The organism is Microbacterium sp. JC 701, assembly GCF_021026215.1.
Classification (GTDB): domain Bacteria; phylum Actinomycetota; class Actinomycetes; order Actinomycetales; family Microbacteriaceae; genus Microbacterium; species Microbacterium algihabitans.
The window spans coordinates 375246-400448 of the sequence record NZ_JAJNCV010000003.1 but is presented as its reverse complement, the minus strand read 5'-3'; the positions used below and the strand labels follow the sequence as shown (position 1 = coordinate 400448).

26 protein-coding genes and 1 pseudogene are annotated in these 25203 nt (G+C 70.8%); 15 read left to right on the top strand and 12 right to left on the bottom strand.

Annotation, left to right across the window (positions count from 1 at the left end):
- Positions 1–5 precede the first annotated feature (5 nt).
- A complete protein-coding gene (locus tag LPW41_RS13785) occupies positions 6–839 on the bottom strand; it encodes a UbiA family prenyltransferase (RefSeq protein WP_230705137.1) in 834 nt (277 codons plus the stop codon).
- A gap of 270 nt (positions 840–1109) precedes the next feature.
- Between LPW41_RS13785 and LPW41_RS13780 the strand changes: the two genes are divergently transcribed.
- Complete coding sequence (locus LPW41_RS13780; RefSeq protein WP_230705136.1) at positions 1110–2000, top strand: SDR family oxidoreductase; 891 nt, start codon at positions 1110–1112, stop codon at positions 1998–2000.
- Between the two features lie 203 nt (positions 2001–2203).
- Entirely contained in the window at positions 2204–2659 is a 456-nt protein-coding gene (locus LPW41_RS13775) for an Hsp20/alpha crystallin family protein (protein ID WP_230705135.1), read from the top strand.
- A 68-nt stretch (positions 2660–2727) separates the two neighbouring features.
- Here the strand turns inward: LPW41_RS13775 and LPW41_RS13770 are convergent, their stop codons facing one another.
- The gene (locus LPW41_RS13770) at positions 2728–3069 is read right to left on the bottom strand and encodes a sugar ABC transporter ATPase (protein WP_144785787.1); all 342 of its coding nucleotides are present in this window, start codon (positions 3067–3069) and stop codon (positions 2728–2730) included.
- A gap of 190 nt (positions 3070–3259) precedes the next feature.
- Here LPW41_RS13770 and LPW41_RS13765 point away from each other — a divergent pair, with 190 nt between their 5' ends.
- Positions 3260–4480, top strand: a complete 1221-nt coding sequence (locus LPW41_RS13765; RefSeq protein WP_230705134.1) for an NAD(P)/FAD-dependent oxidoreductase — start codon at positions 3260–3262, stop codon at positions 4478–4480.
- Between the two features lie 114 nt (positions 4481–4594).
- The gene (locus LPW41_RS13760; RefSeq protein WP_144832908.1) at positions 4595–5047 is read left to right on the top strand and encodes an SRPBCC family protein; all 453 of its coding nucleotides are present in this window, start codon (positions 4595–4597) and stop codon (positions 5045–5047) included.
- A 65-nt stretch (positions 5048–5112) separates the two neighbouring features.
- Here LPW41_RS13760 and LPW41_RS13755 read toward each other — a convergent pair whose 3' ends face one another.
- Positions 5113–6105 (bottom strand): aldo/keto reductase, encoded by a 993-nt coding sequence (locus LPW41_RS13755; RefSeq protein WP_144832906.1) that lies wholly within the window; start codon positions 6103–6105, stop codon positions 5113–5115.
- 151 nt (positions 6106–6256) lie between these two features.
- Here LPW41_RS13755 and LPW41_RS13750 point away from each other — a divergent pair, with 151 nt between their 5' ends.
- Positions 6257–6724, top strand: coding sequence for a hypothetical protein (locus tag LPW41_RS13750; RefSeq protein WP_154097398.1), 468 nt, complete (start codon positions 6257–6259; stop codon positions 6722–6724).
- Positions 6725–6929: 205 nt separating this feature from the next.
- On the opposite strand, the gene LPW41_RS13745 is transcribed toward LPW41_RS13750, so the two are convergent.
- Together LPW41_RS13745 and LPW41_RS13740 are read right to left on the bottom strand one after the other, a co-directional pair.
- On the bottom strand, positions 6930–8258 hold the full coding sequence (locus LPW41_RS13745; protein WP_230705133.1) for a Cpe/LpqF family protein: 1329 nt from the start codon (positions 8256–8258) through the stop codon (positions 6930–6932).
- Positions 8259–8353: 95 nt separating this feature from the next.
- Positions 8354–8755: a hypothetical protein gene (locus tag LPW41_RS13740; RefSeq protein ID WP_230705132.1), complete on the bottom strand. Its 402-nt coding sequence runs from the start codon at positions 8753–8755 to the stop codon at positions 8354–8356.
- A gap of 151 nt (positions 8756–8906) precedes the next feature.
- Between LPW41_RS13740 and LPW41_RS13735 the strand changes: the two genes are divergently transcribed.
- Entirely contained in the window at positions 8907–9926 is a 1020-nt protein-coding gene (locus tag LPW41_RS13735; RefSeq protein ID WP_230705191.1) for an epimerase, read from the top strand.
- Between the two features lie 61 nt (positions 9927–9987).
- Here LPW41_RS13735 and LPW41_RS13730 read toward each other — a convergent pair whose 3' ends face one another.
- Positions 9988–10146 (bottom strand): hypothetical protein, encoded by a 159-nt coding sequence (locus LPW41_RS13730; protein ID WP_186325499.1) that lies wholly within the window; start codon positions 10144–10146, stop codon positions 9988–9990.
- A 142-nt stretch (positions 10147–10288) separates the two neighbouring features.
- Here LPW41_RS13730 and LPW41_RS13725 point away from each other — a divergent pair, with 142 nt between their 5' ends.
- Positions 10289–10585 (top strand): hypothetical protein, encoded by a 297-nt coding sequence (locus tag LPW41_RS13725; protein ID WP_144832899.1) that lies wholly within the window; start codon positions 10289–10291, stop codon positions 10583–10585.
- A gap of 4 nt (positions 10586–10589) precedes the next feature.
- On the opposite strand, the gene LPW41_RS13720 is transcribed toward LPW41_RS13725, so the two are convergent.
- Positions 10590–11519, bottom strand: coding sequence for a helix-turn-helix transcriptional regulator (locus LPW41_RS13720; RefSeq protein ID WP_144832897.1), 930 nt, complete (start codon positions 11517–11519; stop codon positions 10590–10592).
- Between the two features lie 88 nt (positions 11520–11607).
- Between LPW41_RS13720 and LPW41_RS13715 the strand changes: the two genes are divergently transcribed.
- Positions 11608–12072, top strand: a complete 465-nt coding sequence (locus tag LPW41_RS13715) for a GNAT family N-acetyltransferase (RefSeq protein ID WP_144832895.1) — start codon at positions 11608–11610, stop codon at positions 12070–12072.
- A gap of 786 nt (positions 12073–12858) precedes the next feature.
- Here the strand turns inward: LPW41_RS13715 and LPW41_RS13710 are convergent.
- Complete coding sequence (locus tag LPW41_RS13710) at positions 12859–13752, bottom strand: SDR family oxidoreductase (RefSeq protein WP_144785800.1); 894 nt, start codon at positions 13750–13752, stop codon at positions 12859–12861.
- A 54-nt stretch (positions 13753–13806) separates the two neighbouring features.
- The gene (locus LPW41_RS13705) at positions 13807–15615 is read right to left on the bottom strand and encodes a glycoside hydrolase family 15 protein (protein WP_230705131.1); all 1809 of its coding nucleotides are present in this window, start codon (positions 15613–15615) and stop codon (positions 13807–13809) included.
- Positions 15616–15784: 169 nt separating this feature from the next.
- Between LPW41_RS13705 and LPW41_RS13700 the strand changes: the two genes are divergently transcribed.
- Positions 15785–16345, top strand: a complete 561-nt coding sequence (locus tag LPW41_RS13700) for a Dps family protein (RefSeq protein WP_144832893.1) — start codon at positions 15785–15787, stop codon at positions 16343–16345.
- Between the two features lie 81 nt (positions 16346–16426).
- On the opposite strand, the gene LPW41_RS13695 is transcribed toward LPW41_RS13700, so the two are convergent.
- Positions 16427–16837 carry a response regulator gene (locus LPW41_RS13695; protein ID WP_144832891.1) on the bottom strand — a complete coding sequence of 137 codons (411 nt, stop codon included), beginning with the start codon at positions 16835–16837 and terminating at the stop codon, positions 16427–16429.
- A 282-nt stretch (positions 16838–17119) separates the two neighbouring features.
- Between LPW41_RS13695 and LPW41_RS13690 the strand changes: the two genes are divergently transcribed.
- From LPW41_RS13690 to LPW41_RS13675, 4 genes and pseudogenes are all read left to right on the top strand, one after another.
- Positions 17120–17542: a hypothetical protein gene (locus LPW41_RS13690; protein WP_230705130.1), complete on the top strand. Its 423-nt coding sequence runs from the start codon at positions 17120–17122 to the stop codon at positions 17540–17542.
- 149 nt (positions 17543–17691) lie between these two features.
- Positions 17692–17985: pseudogene (locus LPW41_RS13685) on the top strand (SCO6880 family protein); the annotation flags it as partial.
- Complete coding sequence (locus LPW41_RS13680; protein WP_230705128.1) at positions 17985–19406, top strand: ATP/GTP-binding protein; 1422 nt, start codon at positions 17985–17987, stop codon at positions 19404–19406. The pseudogene LPW41_RS13685 and the gene LPW41_RS13680, both read left to right, overlap by 1 nt.
- Positions 19385–19918 carry a hypothetical protein gene (locus LPW41_RS13675; RefSeq protein ID WP_230705127.1) on the top strand — a complete coding sequence of 178 codons (534 nt, stop codon included), beginning with the start codon at positions 19385–19387 and terminating at the stop codon, positions 19916–19918. Before LPW41_RS13680 ends, LPW41_RS13675 begins: the two co-directional genes overlap by 22 nt.
- Here the strand turns inward: LPW41_RS13675 and LPW41_RS13670 are convergent.
- Together LPW41_RS13670 and LPW41_RS13665 are read right to left on the bottom strand one after the other, a co-directional pair.
- Complete coding sequence (locus tag LPW41_RS13670; protein ID WP_144832846.1) at positions 19915–22446, bottom strand: RNA helicase; 2532 nt, start codon at positions 22444–22446, stop codon at positions 19915–19917. The two genes, LPW41_RS13675 and LPW41_RS13670, sit on opposite strands and share 4 nt — an antisense overlap.
- A gap of 228 nt (positions 22447–22674) precedes the next feature.
- Entirely contained in the window at positions 22675–23529 is an 855-nt protein-coding gene (locus LPW41_RS13665; RefSeq protein ID WP_230705126.1) for a hypothetical protein, read from the bottom strand.
- 89 nt (positions 23530–23618) lie between these two features.
- Between LPW41_RS13665 and LPW41_RS13660 the strand changes: the two genes are divergently transcribed.
- Both LPW41_RS13660 and LPW41_RS13655 read left to right on the top strand, forming a co-directional pair.
- Positions 23619–24653 (top strand): LLM class flavin-dependent oxidoreductase, encoded by a 1035-nt coding sequence (locus LPW41_RS13660; protein ID WP_230705125.1) that lies wholly within the window; start codon positions 23619–23621, stop codon positions 24651–24653.
- A 71-nt stretch (positions 24654–24724) separates the two neighbouring features.
- Positions 24725–25195: a GNAT family N-acetyltransferase gene (locus tag LPW41_RS13655; RefSeq protein ID WP_230705124.1), complete on the top strand. Its 471-nt coding sequence runs from the start codon at positions 24725–24727 to the stop codon at positions 25193–25195.
- Positions 25196–25203 lie beyond the last annotated feature (8 nt).

Genomic DNA, 25203 nt, shown 5'->3' with positions numbered 1-25203 from the left:
AGTTCTCACGCGATGACGAGCTGGGCGGCCAGCAGGAGGGCCGCGAGCATCGTCATCTGGAACACCGCGCGTCCCGGGGGCCGCACCAGCACGAGCACCGCGGTGACGACCGCGACCACGACCACGGCCGCGAAGAACACCGCCCCGACGGCATCCGCCCCACCCGACGGCCCGAGCAGCACCGCCAGAGCTCCGACGACGATCCCGGCCGCGGCGATCAGCACCGACCCGCGGGCACCGAGGCGGTGCGGCAACCCGCGCACGCCCGTGCGGCGGTCATCGTCGAGGTCGCGCACGACGTTGGTGAGGTGCACGGCGGCGCCGAGCGCGGCTCCCGCCAGTGCCGCCCACGGCGCGGCGAGCGCCGGGTCGGGGCCGGCGAGGGTCGCGAACGAAGGGAAGAGACCGAAGCTCAGCACGAACGGCACGATCGAGAGCGGGGTCGACTTCAGGCCCGCGTTGTAGGCCCAGGCCGAGGCGAGGGCGATCGCGTGCGCCGCGACGAGAGCAGCCCCCAAGGGTGCGGAGAGCAGCAGGGCGACCACGAGGGCTCCGACGGCCACGGCCAGCGCGCGCTCGGGGGTGAGGGCTCCCCCCGCGATCGGCTTGTCGGTGCGTCCGACCGCGGCATCGCGGGCGCCGTCGATCGCGTCGTTCGACAGTCCGACCGAGACCTGCCCCGCGAACACCGCCACGACCAGCAGCCCCAGGCGCCACGGCTCGAGCCCCGCCGCGATGCCCAGCGCGAGTGAGAGGACGGTCACGACGAGCGTGGGCCCCGGATGGGTGGCCCCCCACAGGGCCCGCAGGGGCGACCTCGTGGTCGCGGCATCCGTCACGGGTCCGACGCTACCGCGCGGCGGCGGTCCGGTGGCCCGCGGCGGTGGCGGTCCGGAGGCCCGCGGCGGGGTCGCCGGGCACAACGGCGGGGATCCGGCGCAACGCGCCGCGGATCGGCATCCGGGAACGGCGTGTCCACCGGGCGGCCCGCCGGTGCGCACGGGCGTCGGCCGTCGGTACGTCAACCCCCGCGGCATCCGATCCCCTCCCGCCTACCGTCGCGAGCGCCGGGGCAGCAGCGTTCCGCAGAAGCCTCGAAGGAGACCCCGATGCCCCAGGTCGTCGTCATCACCGGAGGATCCCGCGGGATCGGCCGTGCCACCGCCCTGCGCTTCGCCCGCCAGGGGGCGCGTCTCATGCTGGTGGCCCGAGACGAGGAGGCGCTCGCGTCCGCCGCCGCGGAATGCCGCGCTCGCGGGGCCGAGGTGCAGACCGCGTCGATCGACCTCGCTCTCGCCGACGGCCCGCAGCGCGCCGCCGACATCGCCCTCCTCCGGTTCGGACGCATCGACGTGTGGGTGGCCTCGGCATCCGTCTTCTCGTACGGGTCGATCGCCGACACCCCCGATGCCGTGCGCGACCGGGTCATCGAGACCAACCTCACCGGCCACATGCGCGCGGCGCGGGCGGTGCTCCCCCACTTCCTCGCCCGCGGCACCGGGACGATCGTTTTCGTCGGCTCGCTGTACGCGCAGGTGGCGGGCCCGTACGTCTCGTCGTACGTCGCCGCGAAGCACGGCCTGCTCGGATTCACGCGGTCGCTGCGGCAGGAGATGCTCGCGCACCGCGGCATCCGGGTGAAGATCGTGCTCCCGGCGAGCATCGACACCCCCATCTACCAGCGCGCCGCCAACTCGACGGGGCGCACGCCCTTCCCTCTGCCGCCGGTGGTGTCGGCCGACCGCGTCGCCCGGGCCGTCGTGCGGGTGACGCGCGGGCCCCGTCACGAGGTCGGCGTGGGAGCGGCGCAGTTCGTGACCCGCCCCCTGCAGTTCTTCGCGCCGCGCGTGTACGACCGTTTCATCCGCACGCTGCAGCACGCGCTGGGACTGCGGCGTCGCCCCGCGCCGACGACCACCGGAGCCGTCCTCGCTCCCCAGCACGATCCCGGTGCCGTGAGCGGGGGCTGGTCGCGGATCCCGCTGCGTCGCCCGCGCTGACCGTGTCGGGAAGGGCCACGAATGCCGACGCGCACGGGGCTCGCGTCAGGGCCGATGGGCTCGGCGAGGTGCGCCGATTTCGCATGCAGGGTCTTGGCACTCTCCTGGGCCGAGTGCTAATCTGATCGCAGTTGAGCCATATGGACTCAACTTCACAGAACATCGGGGATCCGAGTCCCGACCGATCGAAAAGGAGAACGACCATGGCCACCTACGACCCCTTCCGCGACCTCGACCGCCTCGCGTCGACGCTCCTCGACGCTCGCCGCGGCGGTGGTCCGCGACGGATGCCGATGGACCTCTACCGCGACGGCGACCACTACGTGCTCGCGGCGGACCTCCCCGGTATCGACCCCGGCTCGGTCGACATCGACGTCGACGGCCAGCTGCTCACGATCCGCGCCGAGCGCACCCTCGGCTCGGGCGAGGGCGTCAAGTGGATCACGCGCGAGCGCGAGACGGCGTCGTTCGTCCGCCAGCTCAACCTCGGGCAGGGCATCGACACCGACGGCATCAGCGCGTCGTACCGCAACGGGGTGCTGAGCGTGACGATCCCGGTCAGCGAGAAGGCGAAGCCGCGCCGCATCGCCGTCTCGACCGACGAGCACGACGGTGCCATCGCGGCGCACGAGAGCACGCCTCAGCTGATCGAGCAGTAGTCCGCACGCGACGATGCCCCGGCCCCCTCATCGAGGGTCGGGGCATCGTGCGGTGTTCGCGAGACGTCTCAGAGGTCTTCGGGAGCGAGGTCGCCCTGTCCCTCTTCGCCCAGCTCGACAACGCCCGGGTCCATACCCTGCGAGTCGGTGCCGGTGGACTCGGGGTGAATGTCCTCGAGCGGGATGTCGCTGTCGTCGGCGGGGATCTCGGCCGGGTCGGCGCCCGTCGCGGTGGCAGGGTTGATGTCGTCGGGGTCGGCGCCCTCGTCGATGGCGGTCGTGGCGTCCCACTCCGCCTGGGCGGGGTCGAGCGTGGGATCGGGCTCGATGGAGGTGTCGCCGTCGCGCAGCGGCTGCACGCCCGCCATAGCCGCGTCGGAGGGAGTGGGGTCGATCGAGGCGTCGCTCATGAGAGGGTCCTTTCGTCGCAGACGCGAAGCCGCGGGTGGCGCGGCTCTCTCATCAAACGGGGCCGCGGTCATCGGCCGGTGCCCCTTGACAGGTCCCTGCGACCGTCGTCGCCGTCGTGAGCGGCACCTGTCAAGGTGCTGGCGGCGTATACGCCGATGACGCACGGTGGGACGAACGAGAGGATCCCCCATGCCCGACCCCCGTTCCGCCGTGCCCGCCCGCGCGACCCCGCGCATCGTCGTGATCGGCGGCGGCAACGCCGGACTGTCGATCGCCGGGCGCCTGCACCGCGCCCGTCTCGGCGACATCACCGTGATCGAGCCGCGGGAACAGCACGTGTTCGCTCCCCTGCAGTCCCACATCGCCGGCGGCGCCGCCCGCGCCTCGGAGGCCGTCCGCCCCCAGGCCGACGTCATCCCGCCGGGGGTGAGGTGGCTGCGCGACGAGGCGTTCACGGTCGACCCCGACGCCCGACGCGTGCACCTGGTGTCGGGCGGTCGCATCGACTACGACCAACTCGTCGTGTGCGCGGGCCTCCGCATGGCGTGGGAGCAGGTTCCGGGCCTTCCCGAGGCGATGGCGGATGCCACGGGCATCTCGAACTACGACTACGACCTGGCGGCCAAGGCCTCGCCCGCGCTCCGTGACTTCCGCTCCGGCACCGTGGTCTTCACGCAGCCACCCGAGCCCGCGTCGTGCGGAGCCGCGGCGCAGAAGCCGATGTACCTCGCCTGCGACTGGTGGCGCTCGATCGGCGTGCGCGACGGCATCCGCGTCGTCTTCGTGTGCCCCGACCCCGTACCCTTCGGCATCCCCGCCATCGACCGCGAACTTCAGCGCAAACTCGACGAGTACGGCATCGAGGTGCACTACAGCCGGGAGCTTCGAGCGGTGGATGCCGCGGCACGGACGGTGACGATCGGCCACGGCGACGCCGAGGAGACGATCGCCTACGACCTGCTGCACGCCGTCCCTCCGCAGCGGGCGCCCGAGTGGATCGCCGGCAGCGGCCTGGCGGCCCCGGACGACCCGCACGGCTTCGTCGACGTCGACCCCGAGAAGTTCCAGCACACCCGGCATCCGGAGATCTGGGCCCTCGGCGATGCCGCGACCGTCGCCACGCGCCGCTCGGGCGGAGCGATCCGCCGCCAGGCCCAGGCGCTGGTGAAGAACATGACGGCCGTGCTGGCCGGGCGCGCGCCCACGGCGACCTACAACGGGTACAGCGTGGTGCCGTTCACGGTGTCGCGCGGCACCGTCGTGTTCGCGGAGTTCGACCGCCAGGGCCGGCTGCAGCCGAGCGTCCCGTTCTGGCGCTCGCTGTATCGCGAGCGCCGGCTCTCGTGGATCGCCGACCGCCGCGTGCTTCCGTGGGTCTACTGGCACCTGATCCTGCGCGGCCGCGCCTGACGCGTCTCCCCCGCGTATAGGCCACGAGGGCCGATCCCTCAACCCCCGGGGTGCGGGCGGGTGGGCGCACGAAGACTGGGGGCAGCCCCGGAAGACACACAGGAAGAGGACACCATGGCCCAGGTCATCGAAACCATCGACGTCGACGTTCCCGTTCGCGTCGCCTACAACCAGTGGACGCAGTTCGAGGAGTTCCCCCACTTCATGAGCTTCGTGGAGTCCATCACGCAAAAGTCCGAGACCCTCACGCACTGGAAGGTCAAGATCGCCGGAGCCGAGCGCGAGTTCGACGCCGAGATCACCGAGCAGCACCCCGACGAGCGCGTCGCGTGGAACAGCGTGGGCGGCGACGAGAACCACGCCGGCGTCGTGACCTTCCACCGCCTGTCCGACACCGAGACGCGTGTCACGGTGCAGATCGACTGGGCCCCCACCGGCGTCCTCGAGAAGCTCGGTGCCGCCTTCGGCGCCGACGACCACTCGGTCAAGAAGGACCTCGACAACTTCAAGAAGTACATCGAGTCGCGCGGCACCGAATCGGGCGCCTGGCGCGGCGACGTCAGCTGACGTCACCTTCCGAACGAAAGCCGGGCTCGTCCATATGGACGGGCCCGGCTTTCGTCATGTCGGTCTCACCACTGCGGGTGGATCTCCGCCCGCAGACGCCGGTCGTACACGTCGCGCACGAGGGTGTCGAAGGCCGCGAGGTCGAAGCCGCCGTCGATCAGGTCGGCCGCGGCGGCGTTCGCGGTGGCCTGCTGCACCGAGCGGGCCCCCGGGATCACCGAGGTGATGCCTTCGCGCGACGCGATCCAGGCCAGCGTCGCCGCGGGCAGCGTCACGCCCTCGGGCAGGGCGTTCTTGAGCTCGTCGGCGGCCGCCACTCCCTCGTCGAACGGCACGCCCGAGAAGGTCTCGCCCTTGTCGAACGCCTCGCCGTTGCGGTTGTATGTGCGGTGGTCGTCCTTGTCGAACGTGGTGTCGCGCGTGTACTTGCCCGACAGCAGACCGCTCGCCAGGGGCACGCGCGCGAGCACGGCCACGTTCTTCTCGGCCGCGAGCGGCAGCACCTCGTCGAGCGGCTTGAGGCGGAACGGGTTGAAGATGATCTGCAGGTTGGTCAGGTTCGGCCGCTGGAGGGCCGACAGGGCCTGGTCCATCGTCTCGACCGAGGCGCCGTACGCGGCGATGACGCCGTCGCTCACGAGCTGGTCGAGGGCGTCCCAGGTCGCGTCGTCGTCGATGACCGCGGACGGCGGGCAGTGCAGCTGGACGAGGTCGAGGGTGTCGGTGCCGAGCAGGCGCCGCGAGCGGTCGAGCCAGCCGCGGAAGTTCTCGATCGTGTAGTTCTCGGGCACCTGGTCTTCACGGCGGCCCATCTTCGTCGCGACGGTGATGCCCGTGGCATCCGTGCTCCGAAGGAAGGTGCCGATGATCTCTTCGCTGCGGCCGTCGCCGTAGACGTCGGCGGTGTCGAAGAGAGTGACGCCGGCGTCGGCCGAGGCCGCGAGCACCGACAGGGCCTCGTCTTCGCTCACCCCGCCCCAGTCGGGGCCGAGCTGCCAGGTGCCGAGGCCGATCGCCGAGACCTCGCGGCCGGTACGAGAGAGGGGACGCTGCTGCATTGCGGTTCCTTTCGAAGCTGTTCCGAGCCTACCCACGGGCTCCGACATCGTCGGCCGCAGGCTCCGGATGCCGCGACCCGATGACGCGCAACCCCGGTCCACCCCGATGGATCGGCGCCTAGCGTGGCGGCACACCCACGGAAGGAACACCATGGACAACCCCGCCGACCACCTGCCCGGAACCGACGAGGAGAACCTCGTGCCCGAATCCGACGGTCTCGCCGCCGACGTGCCCGCCGGCGCCGCCGGTGCCGACACGGGGGCCGTGGGAGCCGCGCGCATCGACCCCGACGACGAAGCGCGCGTGCAGGGCGTCTCGAGCCAGAACGACCTGCCGGGGGTCGGCACGCGCAACGCCGACGGAGAGCGCGAACACGGCGGCGACGGGGGCTCGACCTCGCGTCACACCGAAGACATCGACAGCGCAAACGCGGACGCCGACCACACGGCCGACGAGTCGGCCGAGAAGACGCCGGCCTCGCCCGCGCCCGCCGATGACGGCCCCGAGCCGCACGTCGACGGCGACGACCCGATCGCGAAGTTCCAGCCGGGGGTCGGTCGCGATTCGGCGGCCTCGAGCCGCATCGCGCAGACGCTGCCCGACCCCGACCGGGCCTGACGAGCGCGGCGGGGGCGGCCGGGAGAGCCGGTCGCCCCGCCGCGCTCGGGGCGGCCCTTCGACAGGCTCAGGGACCTTCCACCGGCTCGGGGACCTTCCGGGTTCGGGGTCCCTTCGACAGGCTCAGGGACCTTCTGCGGGGTCAGGGAGCTTCTGCGGGTTCGGGGCCCTTCGACAAGCTCAGGGACCTCAGACAGGATCGCGCTCAGTGCGCGAGGCGCAGGGCGTCTTCGGCGAGGTGGAAGAAGTCCCGCGTCGCGCCGGTGACCGCCGCGGCATCCGTCGACGACATCATCAGCACCACGATCGCCTCGCCGTCGTCGTCGCGCACGAACCAGCTGCCGGTCACGACGCCCCGACTCGAACCGCCCTTGAAGGCCACGTAGGGCCAGGTGCCCACGTCGAGGCCCTGCCCGGGGTTCTCGCTCAGGATGCCGAGCACCTCGGCGTCGCCCGTCTGCTGCAGCGTTCGGTGCACCCCGGCGACATCAGCGGCCGAGGCGAACCAGTCGAAGCCGTCCTCCCACGCCGGCGCGACGACCGCCGCACCGTCGACCGCGAGCGGTGCCGCATCGATGCGGTCGAGCAGAGCACGCTTGCCCGCGACATCGGCGGCGGCCCACTCCTCGTGGAGCGCCGGATCCCCCCAGCCGAGGGTGAACAGCTCCTTCGTCGAGACGAACGGCACCAGCACCGCGGGGTCGGCATGTCCGCTGCGCGCGACCGCAGCCTCGACCCTCTCGCGGCCCAGTCGGCCGATCAACAGGTCGGTCGCGGTGTTGTCGCTGATGCGGATCATCGCCGAGGCGGCCTCGCGCACCGTCACCTCGGTGCCGGTCGGTTCGTCCTGCAACTCGCCGGAGGGGAGGCTGCGGTCGGCGTCGCCGAGCACGAGCACCTCGTCCCACGACAGGTCGCCGGATGCCACGGCATCCGCCACCGCGAGCAGCACGTACAGCTTGAACACCGACGCGAGCGGGGCCGATCGCGCGCTGTCGATGTCGAGCATCTCGTGGTCGCCGCGGAGCACCAGCGCGCTGACGTCGCCCGGCAGGGCGCGCAGGCGCTCCTCGACCTGGTCGAGCGAGGTCGAGGGCTCCCAGGGCGTGGCGGCCGGCCCGAAGATCATGCCGGTGATGCGGTCGTCCGCGTCGATCGAGAGGGTCAGGTCGAAGGGATCGCCCAGGCTCCCGGCGACGGTGGCGAGCGCCTGGGTGTCGGTGCCCTGGTAGGCGGTGACGGTGAAGGGAGCCGCGGGCCGGATCTGCCGATTGAGCAGCTCGGCGACCTGCTCCGCCGACACCTGCTTCTGGAAGTCCTCGTGGAGCACGCGGGCCCAGGTTCCGGGCGTCGCGTCCTCCTCGGCTTCGAGCTGGTCGAGAACCCACGTCATCCGCTCCCCCACCGCGGTGGAGGGGATGTCGACGGATGCCGCGCGACTCGCACGCGACTCGGGGGCCGCGCTCGTGCACGCGGCGAGCGCGGCGACGGCGAGGACGGACAGGGCGGCGGCGAAGCGACGGGCGAGAGTCACGGTGGTCCTTCCGGGGGGGGGTGGGGATGCCTCCACGCTACGGATCTCTCACGCCCCGTCGCCTCCCCCTGTCGAGGGAGATCAGCCGCGCCCGATCACCGCCCCACGAACAGGAAGGCGGTCGCCGCCAGCACCACGAAGACGCCTCCGGCGATGCCGTAGGAGGTCCCGTTGGTCGTGCGCGTGACATCGGCCGAGCGCCCGACCTCGGGCAGAGCGGGCAGCGGGGTCTCGGCCCGAGCGCGCGTGGTTTCGACGATGAGCGCGGGCGCGGCGGAGGGCAGGCGCACGGCGGCGTACCCCCACTCGACGCTGAACTGGTTGAGGTTGACCGTGAACGAGGAGGCGCTGTTGCCGACCTCGAGGGCGGCTGCGAAGGCCGACACCGCCTGTGCGCCGGGCTTGAGCTTCGGGTCGCGATAGGGCGGCTCGACCAGGGCGTCGTACGCGACGGGGGCGGGAAGGGTGATCCAGCTGTCCTGCTCGTGGGCATTCACCGTTTCATCATGCCCATCGCATGGCACCTCTCGGTCGCGATGACGCGCACGGTCACGGCCTCACTAGCATCGACCCGGCGAGAGGATGCGGGAAACCATGATCGAAGCAGACGGTGCCGACGCTGAGACCGCGGCGCATGCGCACCGCGTGATGCCGGGCGAGGCGCCCGACCGGCCCCGCGTCGTGATCGCCGGGGCGGGCGGATTCGTGGGCGGAGCGCTCCGCGCGGCGTTCGCGGACGACGGCTACGAGGTGGTCACGGTCGGTCGGTCGGGGCCGATCGTCTGGGGCGACACCGCGGCCATCGCCCGCGCGGTCGACGGCGCCGCCGTGCTCGTGAACCTCGCCGGAAAGATCGTGTCGTGCCGGTACACCGACGCGAACCGCGACGAGATCCTGCGCTCGCGCGTCGACACGACGAGATCGTTGCACCGCGCCGTGAGCGCCGCCCGGCGACCACCCCGCGTGTGGATGAACGCCTCCACCGCGACGATCTACCGGCACGAGACCGAGAGCGGCAACGACGAGGTCGACGGCATCATCGGCGAGGGGTTCTCGGTGGATGTCGCCACGAGCTGGGAACGCGCGTTCTTCGACGGCGACCTCCCCGGCACCCGGAGGGTCGCCCTGCGCATGGCGATCGTGCTCGGCGACGGCCCCGCCACCCGCATGCTGTTCGCCCTGGCCCGCCTCGGACTCGGCGGGCCGCAGATCGACAGCTGGTGGTTCCCGCATCGCCGCTATCGCGCGATCGGCGCGCACCCCACGGGCCCGACCCTTTCGGGATGGCACCGGACCTCGGGCCGCCAGCGGTTCAGCTGGATCCACATCGACGACGTCGTGGGGTCGGTGCGGTTCCTCCGCGATCGCGAGGATCTCGCCGGTCCTGTCAACCTGTCGGCCCCGGAAGCGAGCGACAACCGCACGCTGATGCGCGAGCTGCGGCGCATCGCGCGTGCGCCGTTCGGTCTGCCCGCCTTCCGCTGGATGCTCGATCCCGCCATGGCCGTGCTGCGCAACGAGCCGGAGCTCGTGCTCAAGAGCCGCTGGGCCGTGCCGCGCGTCCTGCAGGAGGCCGGCTTCGCGTTCCGCCACGACAAGCTCGGACCCGCGCTCGAGGCCGTCGCGGCGCAGCACCCGCCGCGGGCGCGCGATCTCTTCACCGCCTGAACGAACGAACGCCGCCCGCCGCGACGAGTGTCGCGAGGGGCGGCGTGGTAGACGCGGAGCGTCAGGCCTTGCGGCGGATGAAGCGCATGAGGGCGGCGATCACACCGATGATCAGGATGATGATGCCGATCCACAGCAGGAACTTGACCGCCTCGACGAAGACGCCGAGGAACAGCAGCACGAGACCGACGATGACGAGGATGATGGCGAGAGCTGGCATGTCTCCACCCTGCCCGGCGTCCGCGATCCGGCCCACGCCCTTGACACCGTCGACGGCGCACGGCAGAACGCGTGTCAAGAGCCTCGGGCACGCGGCATCCGGGGACTACCGTCGATTCCACCACGACCCCGAGGAGGCGGCTATGGCTGATCACCACGTTCCCGGCCACGACGGCGACCACGCCGACGGACATGCGGGCGCACACGGCACCGGACCCGGCGAGGGCGAGTACACCGACGTGCAACTGCCCGATGGCACCGCGGATCGCGGCAGCGCCGACCAGCCCGGCGAGTACGTCGACCGCGAGAACGCCGACGGCAGCGCCTCTCGTCCGCGTGCCGACGAGGCGGGCGCCTACACCGACGTGCAGCTGCCCAGCGGCGACCGCGACGACGAAGACGTGAGCGACCCCGGCGAGTACACCGACCGCGATCGCTGAGCGGTCAGCGTTCGAGCGTCGTGCGCGGCGAGACGCCGTAAGCCGCTCGGTACGCGGTGGCGAACACGGCGGGATCGCCGAAGCCCCATCGCGCAGCGACCTGCTCGGTGCTCGTCTCGTCGGCGTGCGCATCGAGCAGGTCGGCGTGCGCGGCGCTGAGGCGGGCGAGTTCGAGGTAGCCCTCGGGCGACTCGACGACCTGCCCGTTGGCGGCGAACGCGCGACGAAGCCCGTCGACCGAGGTGCCCGCGGCGCGAGCGGCGTCGTCGACCGTGACCGGCAGCGAGGCGTGATCGTCGATCCACGCGGCGGCGGCGTTGTAGATCGACGCCTGGGCCGCGGCCGACGCGCGTCGCTCGCGCGGATCGCCGACCAACGCGAAGCTCTCGAGCGCCGCGACCGACAACGCGCGGTACACGTGCGCCCGCACGAGCGGTTCCGCGAGGACCGGCAGCTGCGTCAGGGCCCATCGCTGGGTCGCCAGCCAATAGTCGCGCAGGCGCGGCGAGACGGGGTCGGTACCGGCGAAGCGGACGGTGAGCTCGTCGTCACCGTAGATGGTGCACGCGGTCTGCGTCAGTCGTTCGGCATCGAACGAGACGACGTCGAGACGGCAGTGGTCGGCGAGGGCGCGCAACTCGTCGCCGGGTTGGATGACACCCGGAGCGACGCTGAACTCCCCGTCCCAGCGACCGATCCGCCAGGCGTACCCGGGCGTCGAGCTGCACACGTAGAAGCGGTCGGATTCGTAGGCCAGATCGACGCGGGAATCCCACTCGAGTCGTCGCAGTGCGAATGCGCCGTCGCCGACGAGACGCTCGGCGTAGACGGCGTCGTCGGCCTGCAGGTCGACGTGACCGTACTGCGCGCGCAGCCACGCATCCGTCGCGGCGATGTCGTCCGTGCGGACCGAGGTGTCGTAGAAGTCATTCATGGTGCGAGATACCGTTCACCCGAATGACGCGGCACCGAAGCCCATGATAGTTAACCCGCAGCCTCACATCCCTCAGAAGGACACGACCATGGCCGACGCGCCCACCATCCGTCCGATCACCACCGACGACGCGGGAGAGGTGCTGACCATTCAACGCGCCGCCTTCGCGAGCGAGGCGCTCATCTACGGCGACCCCGACATGCCGCCGCTCACCCAGACGCTCGAAGAGCTGCGGGCGGAGCTCGTCGAGAACCTCGGGTGCGTCGCGGTCGACGCACACCGCATCGTCGGAGCCGTCCGCGCGCGCCGCGACGGGGAGCTGCTGCTGATCGGCCGCCTCGCGATCGCGCCCGACCAGCAGGGCGCGGGGCTCGGTTCGGCGCTGCTGGCGGCCGTCGAGCAGCGCGGCCGCGATGAAGGGGCGACGACCGCGGAACTCTTCACCGGCGGTCTCAGCGAGGCCAACCAGCGCCTGTACGAGCGCGAGGGCTATCACCGCACCGAAGAGACCGCCGACGGCGAGATCTTCTACCGCAAGCCGCTCACCGACTGACCTGCCGGAGCGAGGTCCCTGAGCCCGTCGAAGGGACCGGAGGCTTCGACAGGCTCAGACACCTGCGCCCCGCCCCGCACCATCTGCCGGAGCGAGGTCCCTGAGCCCGTCGAAGGGACCGGAGGCTTCGACGAGCTCAGCCACCTGCGCCCCGCCCCGCACCACCTGCCGGAGCGAGGTCCCTGAGCCCGTCGAAGGGACCGGAGGCTTCGACAGGCTCAGCCACCTGCGCCCCGCCCCGCACCACCTGCCGGAGCGAGGTCCCTGAGCCCGTCGAAGGGACCGGAGGCTTCGACAGGCTCAGCCACCTACGCCCCGCTTCGCACCATCTGCCGGAGCGAGGTCCCTGAGCCTGTCGAAGGGACCGGAGGCTTCGACAGGCTCAGCCACCTACGCCCCGCTTCGCACCATCTGCCGGAGCGAGGTCCCTGAGCCCGTCGAAGGGACCGGAGGCTTCGACAGGCTCAGACACCTGCGCCCCGCCCCGCACCACCTGCCGGAGCGAGATCCCTGAGCCCGTCGAAGGGACCGGAGGCTTCGACAGGCTCAGCCACCTACGCCCCGCCCCGCACCACCTGCCGTAGCGAGGTCCCTGAGCCCGTCGAAGGGACCGCAGGCTTCGACCGGCTCAGCCACCTACGCCCCGCTTCGCACCATCTGCCGGAGCGAGGTCCCTGAGCCCGTCGAAGGGACCGGAGGCTTCGACAGGCTCAGCCACCTGCGCTCCGCGAACGACGGAGGGCCGCCGTCCGAACCCCGGACGACGGCCCTCTCTGCGCACGACGCTTACGGCGTGGGCATGCCGCCGTTGACGTTGAGCGTCTCGCCGATCACGTAGCTCGACTCCGCCGAAGCGAGGTAGACGTACGCCGGGGCGAGCTCGGCCGGCTGGCCCATGCGACCGAGAGGGGTCTCCTCGCCGAACTCGTCGACCTTTTCGTCGGGCTGACCGTCGGTGACCTGGAGCGGGGTCCAGATGGGGCCGGGAGCCACGGCGTTGACGCGGATGCCCTTGGGGGCGAGCTGCTGACCGAGCGCCTTCGTGAAGGTGTTGATGGTCGCCTTGGTCGAGGCGTAGTCCACGAGGATCGGCGCCGGCGAGTAGGCCTGGATCGAGGTCGTGTTGATGATCGTCGAACCGGGCTTCAGGTGCGGCACGGCCTCTTTGCAGATCCAGAACATCGCGTAGACGTTGGTCTTGAACGTGTCGTCGAACTGCTCGTCGGTCAGGGTGGTGACGTCTTCGTTGAAGATCTGCTTGCCGCCGTTGTTGACGACGATGTCGAGGCCGCCGAGGCCCTCGACCGCCTCCTTCACGAGCGTGCGGGCGTACTCGCGCTCGCGCAGGTCGCCGGGGATCTGCACGACCGTGGCACCGGCTTCGCGGAGGATCCCGGCGATGCGGTCGGCATCCTCCTTCTCCTGCGGCAGGTACGACATCGCGACCGAGGCGCCCTCGCGGGCGAAGGCGATCGCGGTGGCGGCACCGATGCCCGAGTCGGCGCCCGTGATCAGGGCCTTGCGGCCCTTGAGGCGCTCGGTGCCGACGTAGGTGTCCTCACCCAACTTGGCCTTGGGCGTCAGCTCGGCGTCGAGGCCGGGCTCCTTCTGGTCCTGCGACTGCGGGTCGATGTCGGCGTACAGCTTCGACGGGTCGGTGAACGTGTACTGCGTGCTCATGGCGAGTCCTTTCAGGGGGGGGTGGATGCCGGGACCGGAGGCCCCGGTGGAGGATCAGTGACCGCCGAGGTCGGCGGGGTCGACCACCTCGCGGATGACGAGGGCGGCGTTGATGAGGGCGAGATGGCTGAGTGCCTGCGGGAGGTTGCCCCAGAAGGCGCCGTCGTCTTCGGCGATCATCTCGGAGTAGATCCCGACGTCGTTGCCCTGGGCGACGAGGGAATCCATGGCCTCGATCGCCTCGGCGTGCCGGCCGACGCAGGCCAGGGCGGTCGCCCGCCAGAAGGCGCACGCGACGAAGGTGTGCTCCTCCTGGTCCATGCCGGTGTAGCGGTAGACGAGGTGGTTCTCGGTCGTGAGGCGCTCGGTGATGGCATCCACCGTCTTCGACATGCGCTCGCCCCGGTCGAAGCCCGTCGGAGCGTGCAGCAGCACCGAGGCGTCGAGGTCTTCGCTGCCGGGGGCGAGCGTGTAGGTCTGCAGGTCTTCCGACCAGCAGTGCTCCCCGACCCAGTGATGGATGCGGTCACGCTCGGCGCGCCAGCGGTCGCCGTTGTCGGGGATGTGGCCGCCGGTGGCGAGCCACTGCGCATCGTCGAGCGCCTTCCAGCAGCCCATCTTCGACGAGGTGTAATGCCGCAGCTCGGGGAGCTCCCACATGCCCGAATCCTCGAGACGCCACAGGTCGCACGTGCGGTCGGCGACGTCGGCGAGCAGACGCCCGGTCTGGATGTCGAGGCGGTTGCCGGCCTCGACGTAGGTGCGACAGAGGGCGATGAGGTCGCCGTAGACGCCGAGCTGCAGCTGCCCCTGCGCGGGGTTGCCGGTGACGACGGGCTGGTTGCCGTTCCATCCCGGCACCTGGTGCTTCTCGAGCCCGATCTCGGCGTCGCCGTCGAGGGTGTACATCACCTGTACTTCGGGGCCGTTCTTGCGGATCGTGCGCAGCAGCCACGAGATCGCGGCGTGCGTCTCTTCGCGCAGGCCGAAACCGACCCAGGCGTGCGCGGTGTAGGCGAGGTCGCGCACCCAGGCGTAGCGGTAGTCCCAATTCTTCCCCCCACGCGGGTTCTCGGGCAGCGACGTCGTCGCCGCGGCCGCGATCGCACCGGTCGGGCTGAACAGCAGGAGCTTGAGGGCGAGGGCGCTGCGCTGCACGTCGTCGGCCCAGGGACCGTCGTACGAGAACTCGTCCGACCACATCTCCCAGCCGCCGATGGTGCGGTCGATCCCGCGGTCGACGTTCTGCGCGTCGGGGACGCGCAAGGGCTCCCCCTCGGTCGCGGCGATCACCAGCAGGTGACGCGACCCCTTCTCGGTCGTGAAACCGCCGTCGATACTCTCGTTCCCGGCATCCGGATCACCGTGAAGACCGTGCTCGTGACCCGTCACTGCGAGCGACACGTGGCCGATGCGCATGATCGAGAAGCCGTCGATGCGCTCTGTCCAGGGGGCGGCGGAGCGCAGCATGGTGCCGGGCTGCACGCACCAAGCGAACTCGACCTCGCCCTTCACGCCGTCGACGCGGCGGGCGAGTTCCGCCCACGGCAGGCGACCGGCGATGCCGGTGACCATCGCGTCGGTGACCGTGGCGACCCCGGTGTCGGTCGTGAACGTCGTCTCGAGCACGTTCGTGCGCGGGATGTAACGACGGGTGACGGTGTACTCCCCGACCGGGGCGAGCTCGATGCAGCCGCCGGACGACTCGTCGACGAGGCGCGCGAACACGGGCCGCGAGTGGATGTTGGGCAGCGGCAACCAGTCGACCGAGCCGTCGAGGCCGATCAGGGCGACCGTGCGGCCATCGCCGATCGCGGCGTAGTCGCGAAGGGGGCGAGAGGGCGAGGGCGGATGCAATGGCACGACTCTCACGCTAGGAACGCGGCGGCGGCACGGAGCCGGGGTTGTCGATCCCCGGGTGAACGGCTAGGGGCGATCGGCGGTACCCCGGCTTCGCAACCCCCGCAACCCCCGCTGCGAGTGCGTGCGTCGCGCCTAGCGTCGATATCGACCGTGAGTGAAAGGAACGCGCATGTCCACTACCACCAAGGACGCCCCCACCAAGAACCGTCGTCGCCCCGCGCGCGGAGGCAGCGGTCCCGAGACCACCGACGAGCAGAACGCCGAGAAGGGCTTCCAGGCGTCGGAGAAGCTGACCGACTCGCTGCAGGCCGTGCTCGTCGACCTGATCGAGCTGTCGATCCAGGGAAAGCAGGCCCACTGGAACGTCGTCGGCAAGAACTTCCGCGACACGCACCTGCAGCTCGATGAGATCATCGACGCCGCACGTGAGTTCAGCGACGAGGTCGCCGAGCGCATGCGCGCTCTGCACGCCCTGCCCGACGGCCGCAGCGACACCATCGCCGAGACCACCACCCTGCCGGAGTTCCCCCAGGGCGAGGTCGACACGTCGGAGGTCATCGACCTCATCACCCAGCGTCTCGACGCGACGGTCGGCACCGTCCGCGAGGTGCACGACGACGTCGACGACGAAGACCCCACGAGCGCCGACATCCTGCACGGTGTGCTCGAGCGCCTCGAGCAGCTGTCGTGGATGGTCAGCGCCGAGAACCGCGTCGCCCGCAAGTCGTAACACACGCAGAAGAGACCGGATGCCGGGGCCCCGGGGCCTCGGCATCCGTCGTTCGTGCGCGGGTTCCCCCGGCTTCGCCGCTCACCCGCGCGCGATGAGGAACGGCGGGTGGGGGCCCTCGAGGCGGGCCACCGTCGTTCGGATCTCGGCGAGGGATTCACTCACGGCGATGAAGCGCGCGCCCACGGCGACGAAGCGCTCGTCCGTGCGCGCTTCGAAGCGCGCGAGGTCGAGCTTGAGGCCGACGAGGGATTCGTCATGGATTGCGGAACGGGCATCGGCCCGGTCCATGCGCTCGTCCATCCGATCGAAGCGCGCGTCCATCCGGTCGAAGCGCGCGTCCATCTGGTCGAAGCGTGCGCCGACTTCGGCGAAGCGCGCGTCGGTGCGGTGTCCGACACGACCGATCATCCACTTCGTGCCCCCGAGGATGGTCGCCGAACCGGTGACGAGCAATCCGATCGCTGTCGACAGCAGGGGGATCGTCTCCATGGCCCGGTCCTTTCACGATGAGATGCCCCGACTGTAGATCACGGTGCGGGCTGCCCGCGGGCAGCTGTCGTGAGACTGTGCACGAATGCACCCGATCGCCCACTGTGGAGAAGGCCGCCGCCGCGCGTGCCAGGTGGCGGCGACGGCTCGGCGACACGATGCGCCCGCGTCGCTCCGATAGCGTCGGAGCATCGACCGAGACGGGGGCCTCATGGACGACGACACCGACCTGCGCCGACGAACGGGCACTGCGTGGTTCGTGCTGCTGGGGCGGCGGGCGGCGTGGCGGGTCTGCTGCCCTGGTTGCTGACCGGGCCGTTCCTGCCGCTGCAGAACCTGGGCGAGGGGCAGGATCCCGCGAAGGTCGGGCCCTTCGTGATGCTGCCCTACAGTCAGTACGCGATCACGACGATCATCGTGCTGCTCGTCGTCGGGGGCGTCTTCGCCGGGATCATCGCCCGCGCGCGCCGGTCGCGTCCGGGCCTGGCCCGATCATTCGCCGCGCTGGGCGGGCTCGTGATCGTTCAGGTCGTCGCGATCGTGCAGACGGCGGCGACCACCCGCTCGGTACTGCAGCAACGCCACCGGCCGCATCTCCACCATGGTGTTCCCCGTCGCAGGGGCCGCCGGGGCAACGACGACGGTGACGTTCACGTACGACTCCTCACACCGTGTGACGAAGGTCGCGCAACAGCCGGGCATTGACACCACCTTCGCCTACTCGTTCGGTCGAACGGTAGTGACGGATGCCAACGGGAACGCATCCGCCTACGCCTACGACAACACCGGCAAGGTGACCAACACCAAGGACGCGCTCGGACGCGGGCGGTCGCAGTCTTGGACAGCAAACAACCCGGAAGCCGGCGGCGCGCGACTCGCTCGCGCTGCGCTCGGCTCAGGCCACGGAGTCGGAGGAGGCATCGGGCGCGGGCCTGGTGAACTTCGGCATCCTCGTGACCGCGACTGTAATCGACCCGAGCAAGGAGGCCGACGCTCGCGCGGCGGTCGACAACCTCGGCGCGACCGCTCGGCTGCGGCTGCGCCCGGTGTGCGGGTCACAGGACAGCGCCTTCGCCGCGGCTCTGCCCCTCGGGCTCGTGCTGACCAAGCACGTAGCTGTCCCGGCGATGCTGAGGGAGGGAATCTGATGAGCCCTGATCTGATCGCGCTGCTCGCGTTGGGCGGGTTGATCCTGCTCGTCGTGGTGGGTGCGCTCGTCTTCGTCCGCACCGGGCGCAAGAACACCGCCACGGGCGCGGGCGCGTCCGGTGGGTCGCTCACCTCTCGCGGGTGGAGCGGCCCCGGCGGCGGTTCGTCGACGTACCTACAGCCCGTCCCGGAGTGGCGCGGCACGACGGTGCAGACGTGCGGCCTGTGGCCGTACGCGATCGGCGCCGGTACGCCGATGGTGGGCGTGCCGCTGGGTCGCCACATTCACACGGGGGCGACGCTCTGCGCCGACCCGATTTCGTGGTTCCAGCGGGCGAAGCTCATCAGCAACCCGTCTGTGTTCGTGCTCGGTAAGCCCGGGCTCGGCAAGTCGACGGTCATCGCTCGCATGGCGTCGGGACTCGCCGGCTACGGCGTGCAGCCCCTCGTGCTGGGCGATCTGCGCCCCGACTACGTGGAGGTCATCCGCGCGCTCGGCGGTCAGGTCATCACCCTCGGCCGCGGGCGCGGATACCTCAACGTGCTCGACCCCGGCGAGGCCAAGGAGGCCGCTCTGCGCCTCATCGAGGCCGGTTTCCAGAAAAAAGCCAACGAGGTACTGGAAGACGCCCACGGTCGCCGCCTGGCGATGGTGTCGTCCCTGCTGACGATCCAGCGCAAGTCGCCGCCGACCGACGTCGAGGAGTCGATCATCGACCAGGCCCTCCGCGTGCTCGATCGCAACATGGAAGGCATCCCGGTGCTCGGTGATCTGCTGGCCGTCGTGCAGAAAGGCCCGGAGGAGCTGCGACAGGTGGCCGTCGACCGCGGCGACTTCGACAAGTACCAGGAGATTACGCGTGGCCTCGAAGCGTCGTTGCTCGCCCTGGCGACCGGTAGCGGTCGCCTCGGCGGGGTGTTCTCGCACCACACGACGAACCCCATGGCGCTCGACCGTCCGGTGGTCTACGACATTTCCGCGATCGGTGAGGCTGAGGGCGATCTGCGCGCGGCCACGCTGCTCGCGTGCTGGTCGAACGGCTTCGCGACGGTGAACATCGCCAACGTCCTCGCGGACGCTGGCCTGGAACCCCGACGGCACTACTTCGTCATCATGGACGAGCTGTGGCGCGCCCTGCGCGCCGGAAACGGCATCGTCGACCGCGTGGACTTCCTCACCCGACTCAACCGTCAGGTGGGCGTCGGCACGGCGATGATTTCGCACACCATGGCCGACCTGAGCGCCCTCCCGGAGGAGGACCGCTTGAAGGCGAAGGGCTTCGTAGAGCGCGCCGGCATGGTCATGTGCGCGGGTCTGCCGTATACGGAAATGCCGGAGCTCACGACGGTCATCCCGTTCTCTGAGGCTGAGCAAGAGCTGTTGACCGCGACGAGTCGGTGCTCTACCTGGTGCTGCTGACGGCCGTGGCCGTGCTGGCCGCGCTCACGGCGTGGGTCGCCTGCGTCCTCCTCGCCGCCGCGCCGCGCGCCGGCGCGGGTCTCGGCCTGGTGGTCGGGGCCGCGGCGGGGGGATCGTGGCTCGCGACGTTCCTCTTCCCGTTGTTCTCGTACACCTCTCCGTTCGAGGCCCTGCTGCCGGTGCTGCCGTACGTCTCCCCGGTTCTCGTCGGCCTTGCGATCGTCTGGACGGGTGTCTCGACCATCGGGCGGGTGCTGACGGGCCTCGTGGGACTCGTGCTGGTGTGGCTGGTCCCGGCTCTGACGACGGCGCTGTCCTCGGCCGCGGGGACGCGAGTGCTCGCCCGTGATCTGCCGGGTATGGCCGATCTCGGTGCGCGCGTCTTCGTCTCGGCATCCACCATGCCGGAGATCATCGTGCCGCCACTGGTGACGACCGTGGTGGTCGCCGTGGTCGGTCTGGTGCTCCGCCGCGTCGTCGGTCGGCGCCCCACCGGGGGAACCGCGGGTTAGAGGCGGATCACCTCGGTGACGCGCACGATCGCCGTGCCCTCCTCCTCGGAGGCGGCGAGGTCGACCTCGGCGCGGATGCGCCAGTCGTGGTCGCCGGCGGGGTCGTCGATGATCTGCTCGACGCGCCAGACGCCGTCCGCAGCGGACGACTCGTCGATGACGACGAGGGCCGAGGAGCGCGCCGCTCCCCCGGTGCCGATCTCGTCGTGCTCGTCGAAGTAGGCGTCGAGGGATGCGGGCCAGTCGACGTCGGGGTCGAGTTCGACGAGCTCGTCGTCGCGCTGGAGAGCGGCCAGCTGCACGCGGCGGAACATCTCGTTGCGCACGAGCACGCCGAACGCGCGCCGGTTGGTGAGGATCGACGGCGGAGCGGGCGGAACCACCGGAGCCGTGGGATCGTCGGCCGGGTTGATCAGCTGCTCCCACTCGTCGACGAGACTCGAGTCGACCTGACGCACGACCTCGCCGAGCCACGCGATGAGATCGAGCAGGTCGGGGGTCTGCGCATCGACCGGAACCGTCTGGCGGATCGCGCGGAACGCGTCGCTCAGGTACCGCAGCACGAGACCCTCGCTGCGGGCGAGCTGGTACAGCGAGACGTACTCGCCGAACGAGCACGCGCGTTCGTACATGTCGCGCACGACCGACTTGGGCGACAGCTCGAAGTCGCGGATCCACGGCTGGCTCGAGGCGAACACCTCGTACGCCTGTGCGAGCAGCTCGTCGAGGGGCTTCGGCCAGGTGATCTCCTCGAGCAGCTCCATGCGCTCGTCGTACTCGATGCCCTCGCGCTTCATCGCCGCCACGGCTTCGCCGCGCGCGCGGAACTGCTGCTGCGACAGGATCGGGCGCGGGTCGTCGAGGGTCGACTCGATGACGCTGACGACGTCGAGCGCGTAGTGCCCCGTGCCCACCGACGACGCCGCCGGCACGGCATCCGGAGCCCTCCCGAGCTCGACCTCGGGGTCGAGCATCTCGATCGCGGCGAGCGCGAACGGCGAGAGGGGTTGGTTGAGCGCGAAGTTCGGCTGCAGATCGACGGTGAGGTGGATGCCGTCGGCATCCGCCTCGACGACACCGGCCTGCACGAGGGTGCGGAAGATCGCGAGGGCTCGACGCGCGAGTTCGTACTGGCGGGCGCGCGACTCGTGGTTGTCGAAGACGAGCGAGCGGACGTTGCCGAACACGTCGCCCCCGCGGGCGATGACGTTGATGAGCATCGCGGCGCTCAGCTTCATCTGCGGCTGCAGCGGCTCGGGCTCGGCGGCGACGAGGCGGTCGTAGCTCTGCTCGGTCCAGTTGACGAAGCCCTGCGGCGCCTTCTTGCGCACGATCTTCTTCTGTTTCTTGAGGTCGTCGCCGGCCTTGAGGATCTGCGCGGCGTTCTCGATCTCGTGGTCGGGCGCCATGACGACGACGGTTCCGGCGGTGTCGTAGCCCGCGCGGCCCGCGCGACCGGCGATCTGGTGGAACTCGCGCGCCGAGAGCTGGCGCATGCGCGTGCCGTCGTACTTGGTCAGCGCGGTCATGAGCACGGTGCGGATCGGCACGTTGATGCCGACGCCCAGGGTGTCGGTGCCGCAGATCACGCGCAGAAGACCGCGCTGGGCGAGTGTCTCGACCAGGCGGCGGTAGCGCGGCAGCATGCCGGCGTGGTGCACGCCGATGCCCGCGCGCACGTAGCGCGAGAGCGTCTTGCCGAAGCCGGTCGTGAAGCGGAAGCCGCCGATCGCCTCGGCGATCTCGTCGCGCTGCTCGCGACCGATGATGCGGATCGACGACAGCGCCTGGGCGCGCTCCATCGCCGCGGCCTGCGAGAAGTGCACGACGTAGATCGGCGCCTGCTTCGTGTCGAGCAGCTCCTGCACCGTCTCGTGCACGGGCGTGCGCGCGTACTCGAAGTGCAGCGGCACGGGCCGCTCGACACCTGTCACCCGCGCGGTGGGCCGGCCGGTGCGACGCGAGAGGTCGTCGGCGATCTCGGTGACATCTCCCAGGGTGGCCGACATGAGGATGAACTGCGCGCGGGTCAGCAGCAGCAGCGGCACCTGCCAGGCCCAGCCGCGGTCGGCCTCGCCGTAGTAGTGGAACTCGTCCATCACGACCTGGTCGACGTTCGCGTCGGCCCCTTGCCGCAGGGCGAGATTCGCGAGGATCTCCGCGGTGCAGCAGATGATCGGAGCGTCGGAGTTGACCGACGAATCGCCCGTGACCATGCCGACGTTCTCGGCGCCGAAGATGTCGACGAGGGCGAAGAACTTCTCGCTCACGAGGGCCTTGATCGGCGCGGTGTAATACGTGCGCCCGCCGCGGGAGAGGGCGGCGGCGTGCGCGGCGACCGCCACCAGCGACTTGCCCGTGCCGGTCGGGGTCGACAGGATCACGTTCGCGCCCGAGACGATCTCGATGATCGCCTCGTCCTGCGCGGGGTAAAGCGTGAGCCCTCGCGAGCCCGCCCACTCGACGAAGCCCAGGTACGCGGCATCCGCATCGGCGCCGACGGGAACGTGCTCGAGAAGGGGGGTCACTCCCCCAGCCTCTCATCCGCGCCCTTCGACAGGCTCAGGGACCACCCTTCGACAAGCTCAGGGACCACCCTTCGACAGGCTCAGGGACCACTGCGCACGAGGTGGCTGAGCCTGTCGAAGCCACCGGAACCACGCGAGGCGACTGAGCTTGCCGAAGCCTCAGGGACCGCCCTTCGACAGGCTCAGGGACCGCCCTTCGACAGGCTCAGGGACCGCCCTCCGACAGGTTCAGGGACCGCCCTGGATGCCGCCTGCCGCGACCGCGGGTCGGTCCTCTCCGTCGCGGTCCGCGAAGACCCCGACGTTCTCTCCGTCGAAGACGAACTGCACGCTCGTGCCGAGGGGGAACCGCTCGACGAAGGCCTCGGGCATGCCGTCGGCGACGACGAACTGCACGGTCGCGGGGAACACTCCCGCGCCGCACCCGCCGTAGACGAAGTTGCCGCGGAAGCCGCGCGAACCACCCTGGTCGACCTCGTCGGTGTCGAGGAGGTACAGGCAGGGGCTGCGGTTCTCGCTCGCGTCGATCTGCACGTACCCGGCGAAGGCGGTCACGCCGAAGTAGTCGCGGTAGCCGCGGGAGTCGAGTCCGCGGTCGCCGAAGATCGAGGGGACCGTGGCCGCGGGATCGGGCACGAGCACGTCGACCTGCGACGCCCCCGTCGCCGTCGACACCGGAACGAGCGCCACCCCCGACGCCGTGGCGGCGCTCGCGAGGGCGGTGACCGCCGCCAGAGATATCGCCCACGCCCAGAAGCTGCGCTTCGACCGCACGAGCGGGCGGCGCTCGCGGGGCGTCTCGTGGTCGCGACCTGCGTCATCGTCGGACGGCGTCTCGTCGGTGCTCGCGACCTCGAGGGGGCGGGAGGTTCCGGATGCCGCGGCGGCGGGGTCGACGGCAGGCCGGGGCGGCAGCGGGGGCGGGTCGACCGGGGTCGGAGCCGGGGTCGCGCGAGCCCGTCGCTCCTGCTCCTCGAGCTGTGCGAGCCGCTGCTGGGCTGCGGGGTCATCGGCGATGTCGGCGTCGGGTCCGTACGCCCGTGCGCGCAGGAGCTGCAACTCCTGGAGCACGTCATCGTCCATGCTCTGAATGGTTCCACACCTGGACGCCCCCGGGGCCGATCGCGGTATATGCGCGGGAATAGATCGAGGAGTGTGATGTTGTATCCGACATGCGCTCCTTCGGCACACTCTCCTTCGGCCACTACGGGCCCCTCGGCGGTGGGCGTCAACTGACCGCCGGCGACTCGATGCTCCAGGCGATCGATCTCGCCCAGGGCATGGACGACCTCGGGGTCAACGGCGTCTCGTTCCGCGTTCACCACTTCGCCCGCCAGCAGGCCGCCCCCATGCCCCTGCTTGCCGCGATCGCCGCCCGCACCTCGCGCATCGAGGTCGGCACCGGCGTGATCGACATGCGGTACGAGAACCCGCTCGTGCTCGCCGAGGAGGCGGCATCCGTCGACCTCATCAGCGGCAATCGACTCGCCCTCGGCGTGAGCCGTGGCTCACCCGAGTCGGTCGTGCGCGGCTACGAGGCGTTCGGCTACACGGGCTCGCAAGACCCGCGCGGCGGCGACATCGCCCGCGAGCACTTCGACCTGTTCCTGCGCGCAATCGACGGCGAGGGTCTCGCCGAGCGCGACCCGCACAGCCCCTTCGGCGGCGGCACCGGCCTGCAGCGCATCGAGCCGCACTCCCCCGGTCTGCGTCAGCGCATCTGGTGGGGTGCCGGCACCACCGCGACCGCCGAGTGGGCGGGACGCCTGGGCGTCAACCTCATGTCGTCAACGCTGCTCACCGAGGCCGACGGCACGCCGTTCGACATCCTGCAGGCGCAGCAGCTCGACGCCTTCCGCGCCGCGTGGCGCGAGGCCGGACACCCGGGCGAGCCCCGCACCTCGGTCAGTCGCAGCATCTTCCCGATCGTCACGGCCGAAGACGAGATGTACTTCGGCGGTTCGTCCGGCAGCGACCAGATCGGCGTGATCGACGGCATGCGCTCGACCTTCGGCAAGACCTACGCCGCACCCCCCGAGGTGCTCGTGGAGCAGCTGCAGAACGACGCCGCCGTCATGAGCGCCGACACGCTCATGCTCACGATCCCTTCGCAGATGGGCGTCGACTTCAACCTGCGCCTGGTGGAGAACTTCGCGAAGCACGTCGCCCCCGCCCTCGGCTGGCAGTCGACTCTCGCCACCGCCTGATTCGCGAGTGCCCGGACGGGCCCGGATGCCGATTCCCCGGCATCCGGGCCCGTTCCGTCTACGGTGGGGCGGTGAGCGTCGTCATCCGCACCGCCCGGTTCCCGCGCGACGGTGAGTCCGTCTCGATGCTCGTCGGCGACTACCTCCGTCGCACCGAGTCCGAGAAGGCCGAGCACGGACTCGTCGACGCGGATGCCGCGATGCCCGCCCGCTACGCGCGCGAGATCGACGATCCGGCCGACGTCTTCGCCGACCGTCGCGTGCTCATCGCCGCGGTCGACGATGAGGACTGCGGCGTCGTGGTGATCGCGCGCTCAGCCGAGGGAGGCGAGATCTCCCGCTTCTGGACGACCCCGGCCGCCCGCGGTCGCGGCGTCGGTTCAGCGCTGCTGGCCACCGCCGTCGACGGTGCGCCACGACCGGTGCGGCTGTCCGTGTGGAGATGGCGCGAGCCCGCGCTGTCGCTGTACGCGCGCGCCGGGTTCGAGGTCGTGCCGTCGTGGGACGAGCGGCCCGACCTGGTCTGCCTCGAGCTGCGGTGATCCGAGCG

Coding starts and splice junctions, on each gene's coding strand:
- LPW41_RS13725 (WP_144832899.1), top strand. CDS start 10,289: ATGGCTGATCACCACGTTCCCGGCCACGACGGCGACCACGCCGACGGA.
- LPW41_RS13710 (WP_144785800.1), bottom strand. CDS start 13,752: ATGAGCACGCAGTACACGTTCACCGACCCGTCGAAGCTGTACGCCGAC.
- LPW41_RS13760 (WP_144832908.1), top strand. CDS start 4,595: ATGGCCCAGGTCATCGAAACCATCGACGTCGACGTTCCCGTTCGCGTC.
- LPW41_RS13755 (WP_144832906.1), bottom strand. CDS start 6,105: ATGCAGCAGCGTCCCCTCTCTCGTACCGGCCGCGAGGTCTCGGCGATC.
- LPW41_RS13735 (WP_230705191.1), top strand. CDS start 8,907: ATGCCGGGCGAGGCGCCCGACCGGCCCCGCGTCGTGATCGCCGGGGCG.
- LPW41_RS13770 (WP_144785787.1), bottom strand. CDS start 3,069: ATGAGCGACGCCTCGATCGACCCCACTCCCTCCGACGCGGCTATGGCG.
- LPW41_RS13680 (WP_230705128.1), top strand. CDS start 17,985: ATGAGCCCTGATCTGATCGCGCTGCTCGCGTTGGGCGGGTTGATCCTG.
- LPW41_RS13700 (WP_144832893.1), top strand. CDS start 15,785: ATGTCCACTACCACCAAGGACGCCCCCACCAAGAACCGTCGTCGCCCC.
- LPW41_RS13775 (WP_230705135.1), top strand. CDS start 2,204: ATGGCCACCTACGACCCCTTCCGCGACCTCGACCGCCTCGCGTCGACG.
- LPW41_RS13780 (WP_230705136.1), top strand. CDS start 1,110: ATGCCCCAGGTCGTCGTCATCACCGGAGGATCCCGCGGGATCGGCCGT.
- LPW41_RS13665 (WP_230705126.1), bottom strand. CDS start 23,529: ATGGACGATGACGTGCTCCAGGAGTTGCAGCTCCTGCGCGCACGGGCG.
- LPW41_RS13660 (WP_230705125.1), top strand. CDS start 23,619: ATGCGCTCCTTCGGCACACTCTCCTTCGGCCACTACGGGCCCCTCGGC.
- LPW41_RS13695 (WP_144832891.1), bottom strand. CDS start 16,837: ATGGAGACGATCCCCCTGCTGTCGACAGCGATCGGATTGCTCGTCACC.
- LPW41_RS13750 (WP_154097398.1), top strand. CDS start 6,257: ATGGACAACCCCGCCGACCACCTGCCCGGAACCGACGAGGAGAACCTC.
- LPW41_RS13720 (WP_144832897.1), bottom strand. CDS start 11,519: ATGAATGACTTCTACGACACCTCGGTCCGCACGGACGACATCGCCGCG.
- LPW41_RS13765 (WP_230705134.1), top strand. CDS start 3,260: ATGCCCGACCCCCGTTCCGCCGTGCCCGCCCGCGCGACCCCGCGCATC.
- LPW41_RS13715 (WP_144832895.1), top strand. CDS start 11,608: ATGGCCGACGCGCCCACCATCCGTCCGATCACCACCGACGACGCGGGA.
- LPW41_RS13730 (WP_186325499.1), bottom strand. CDS start 10,146: ATGCCAGCTCTCGCCATCATCCTCGTCATCGTCGGTCTCGTGCTGCTG.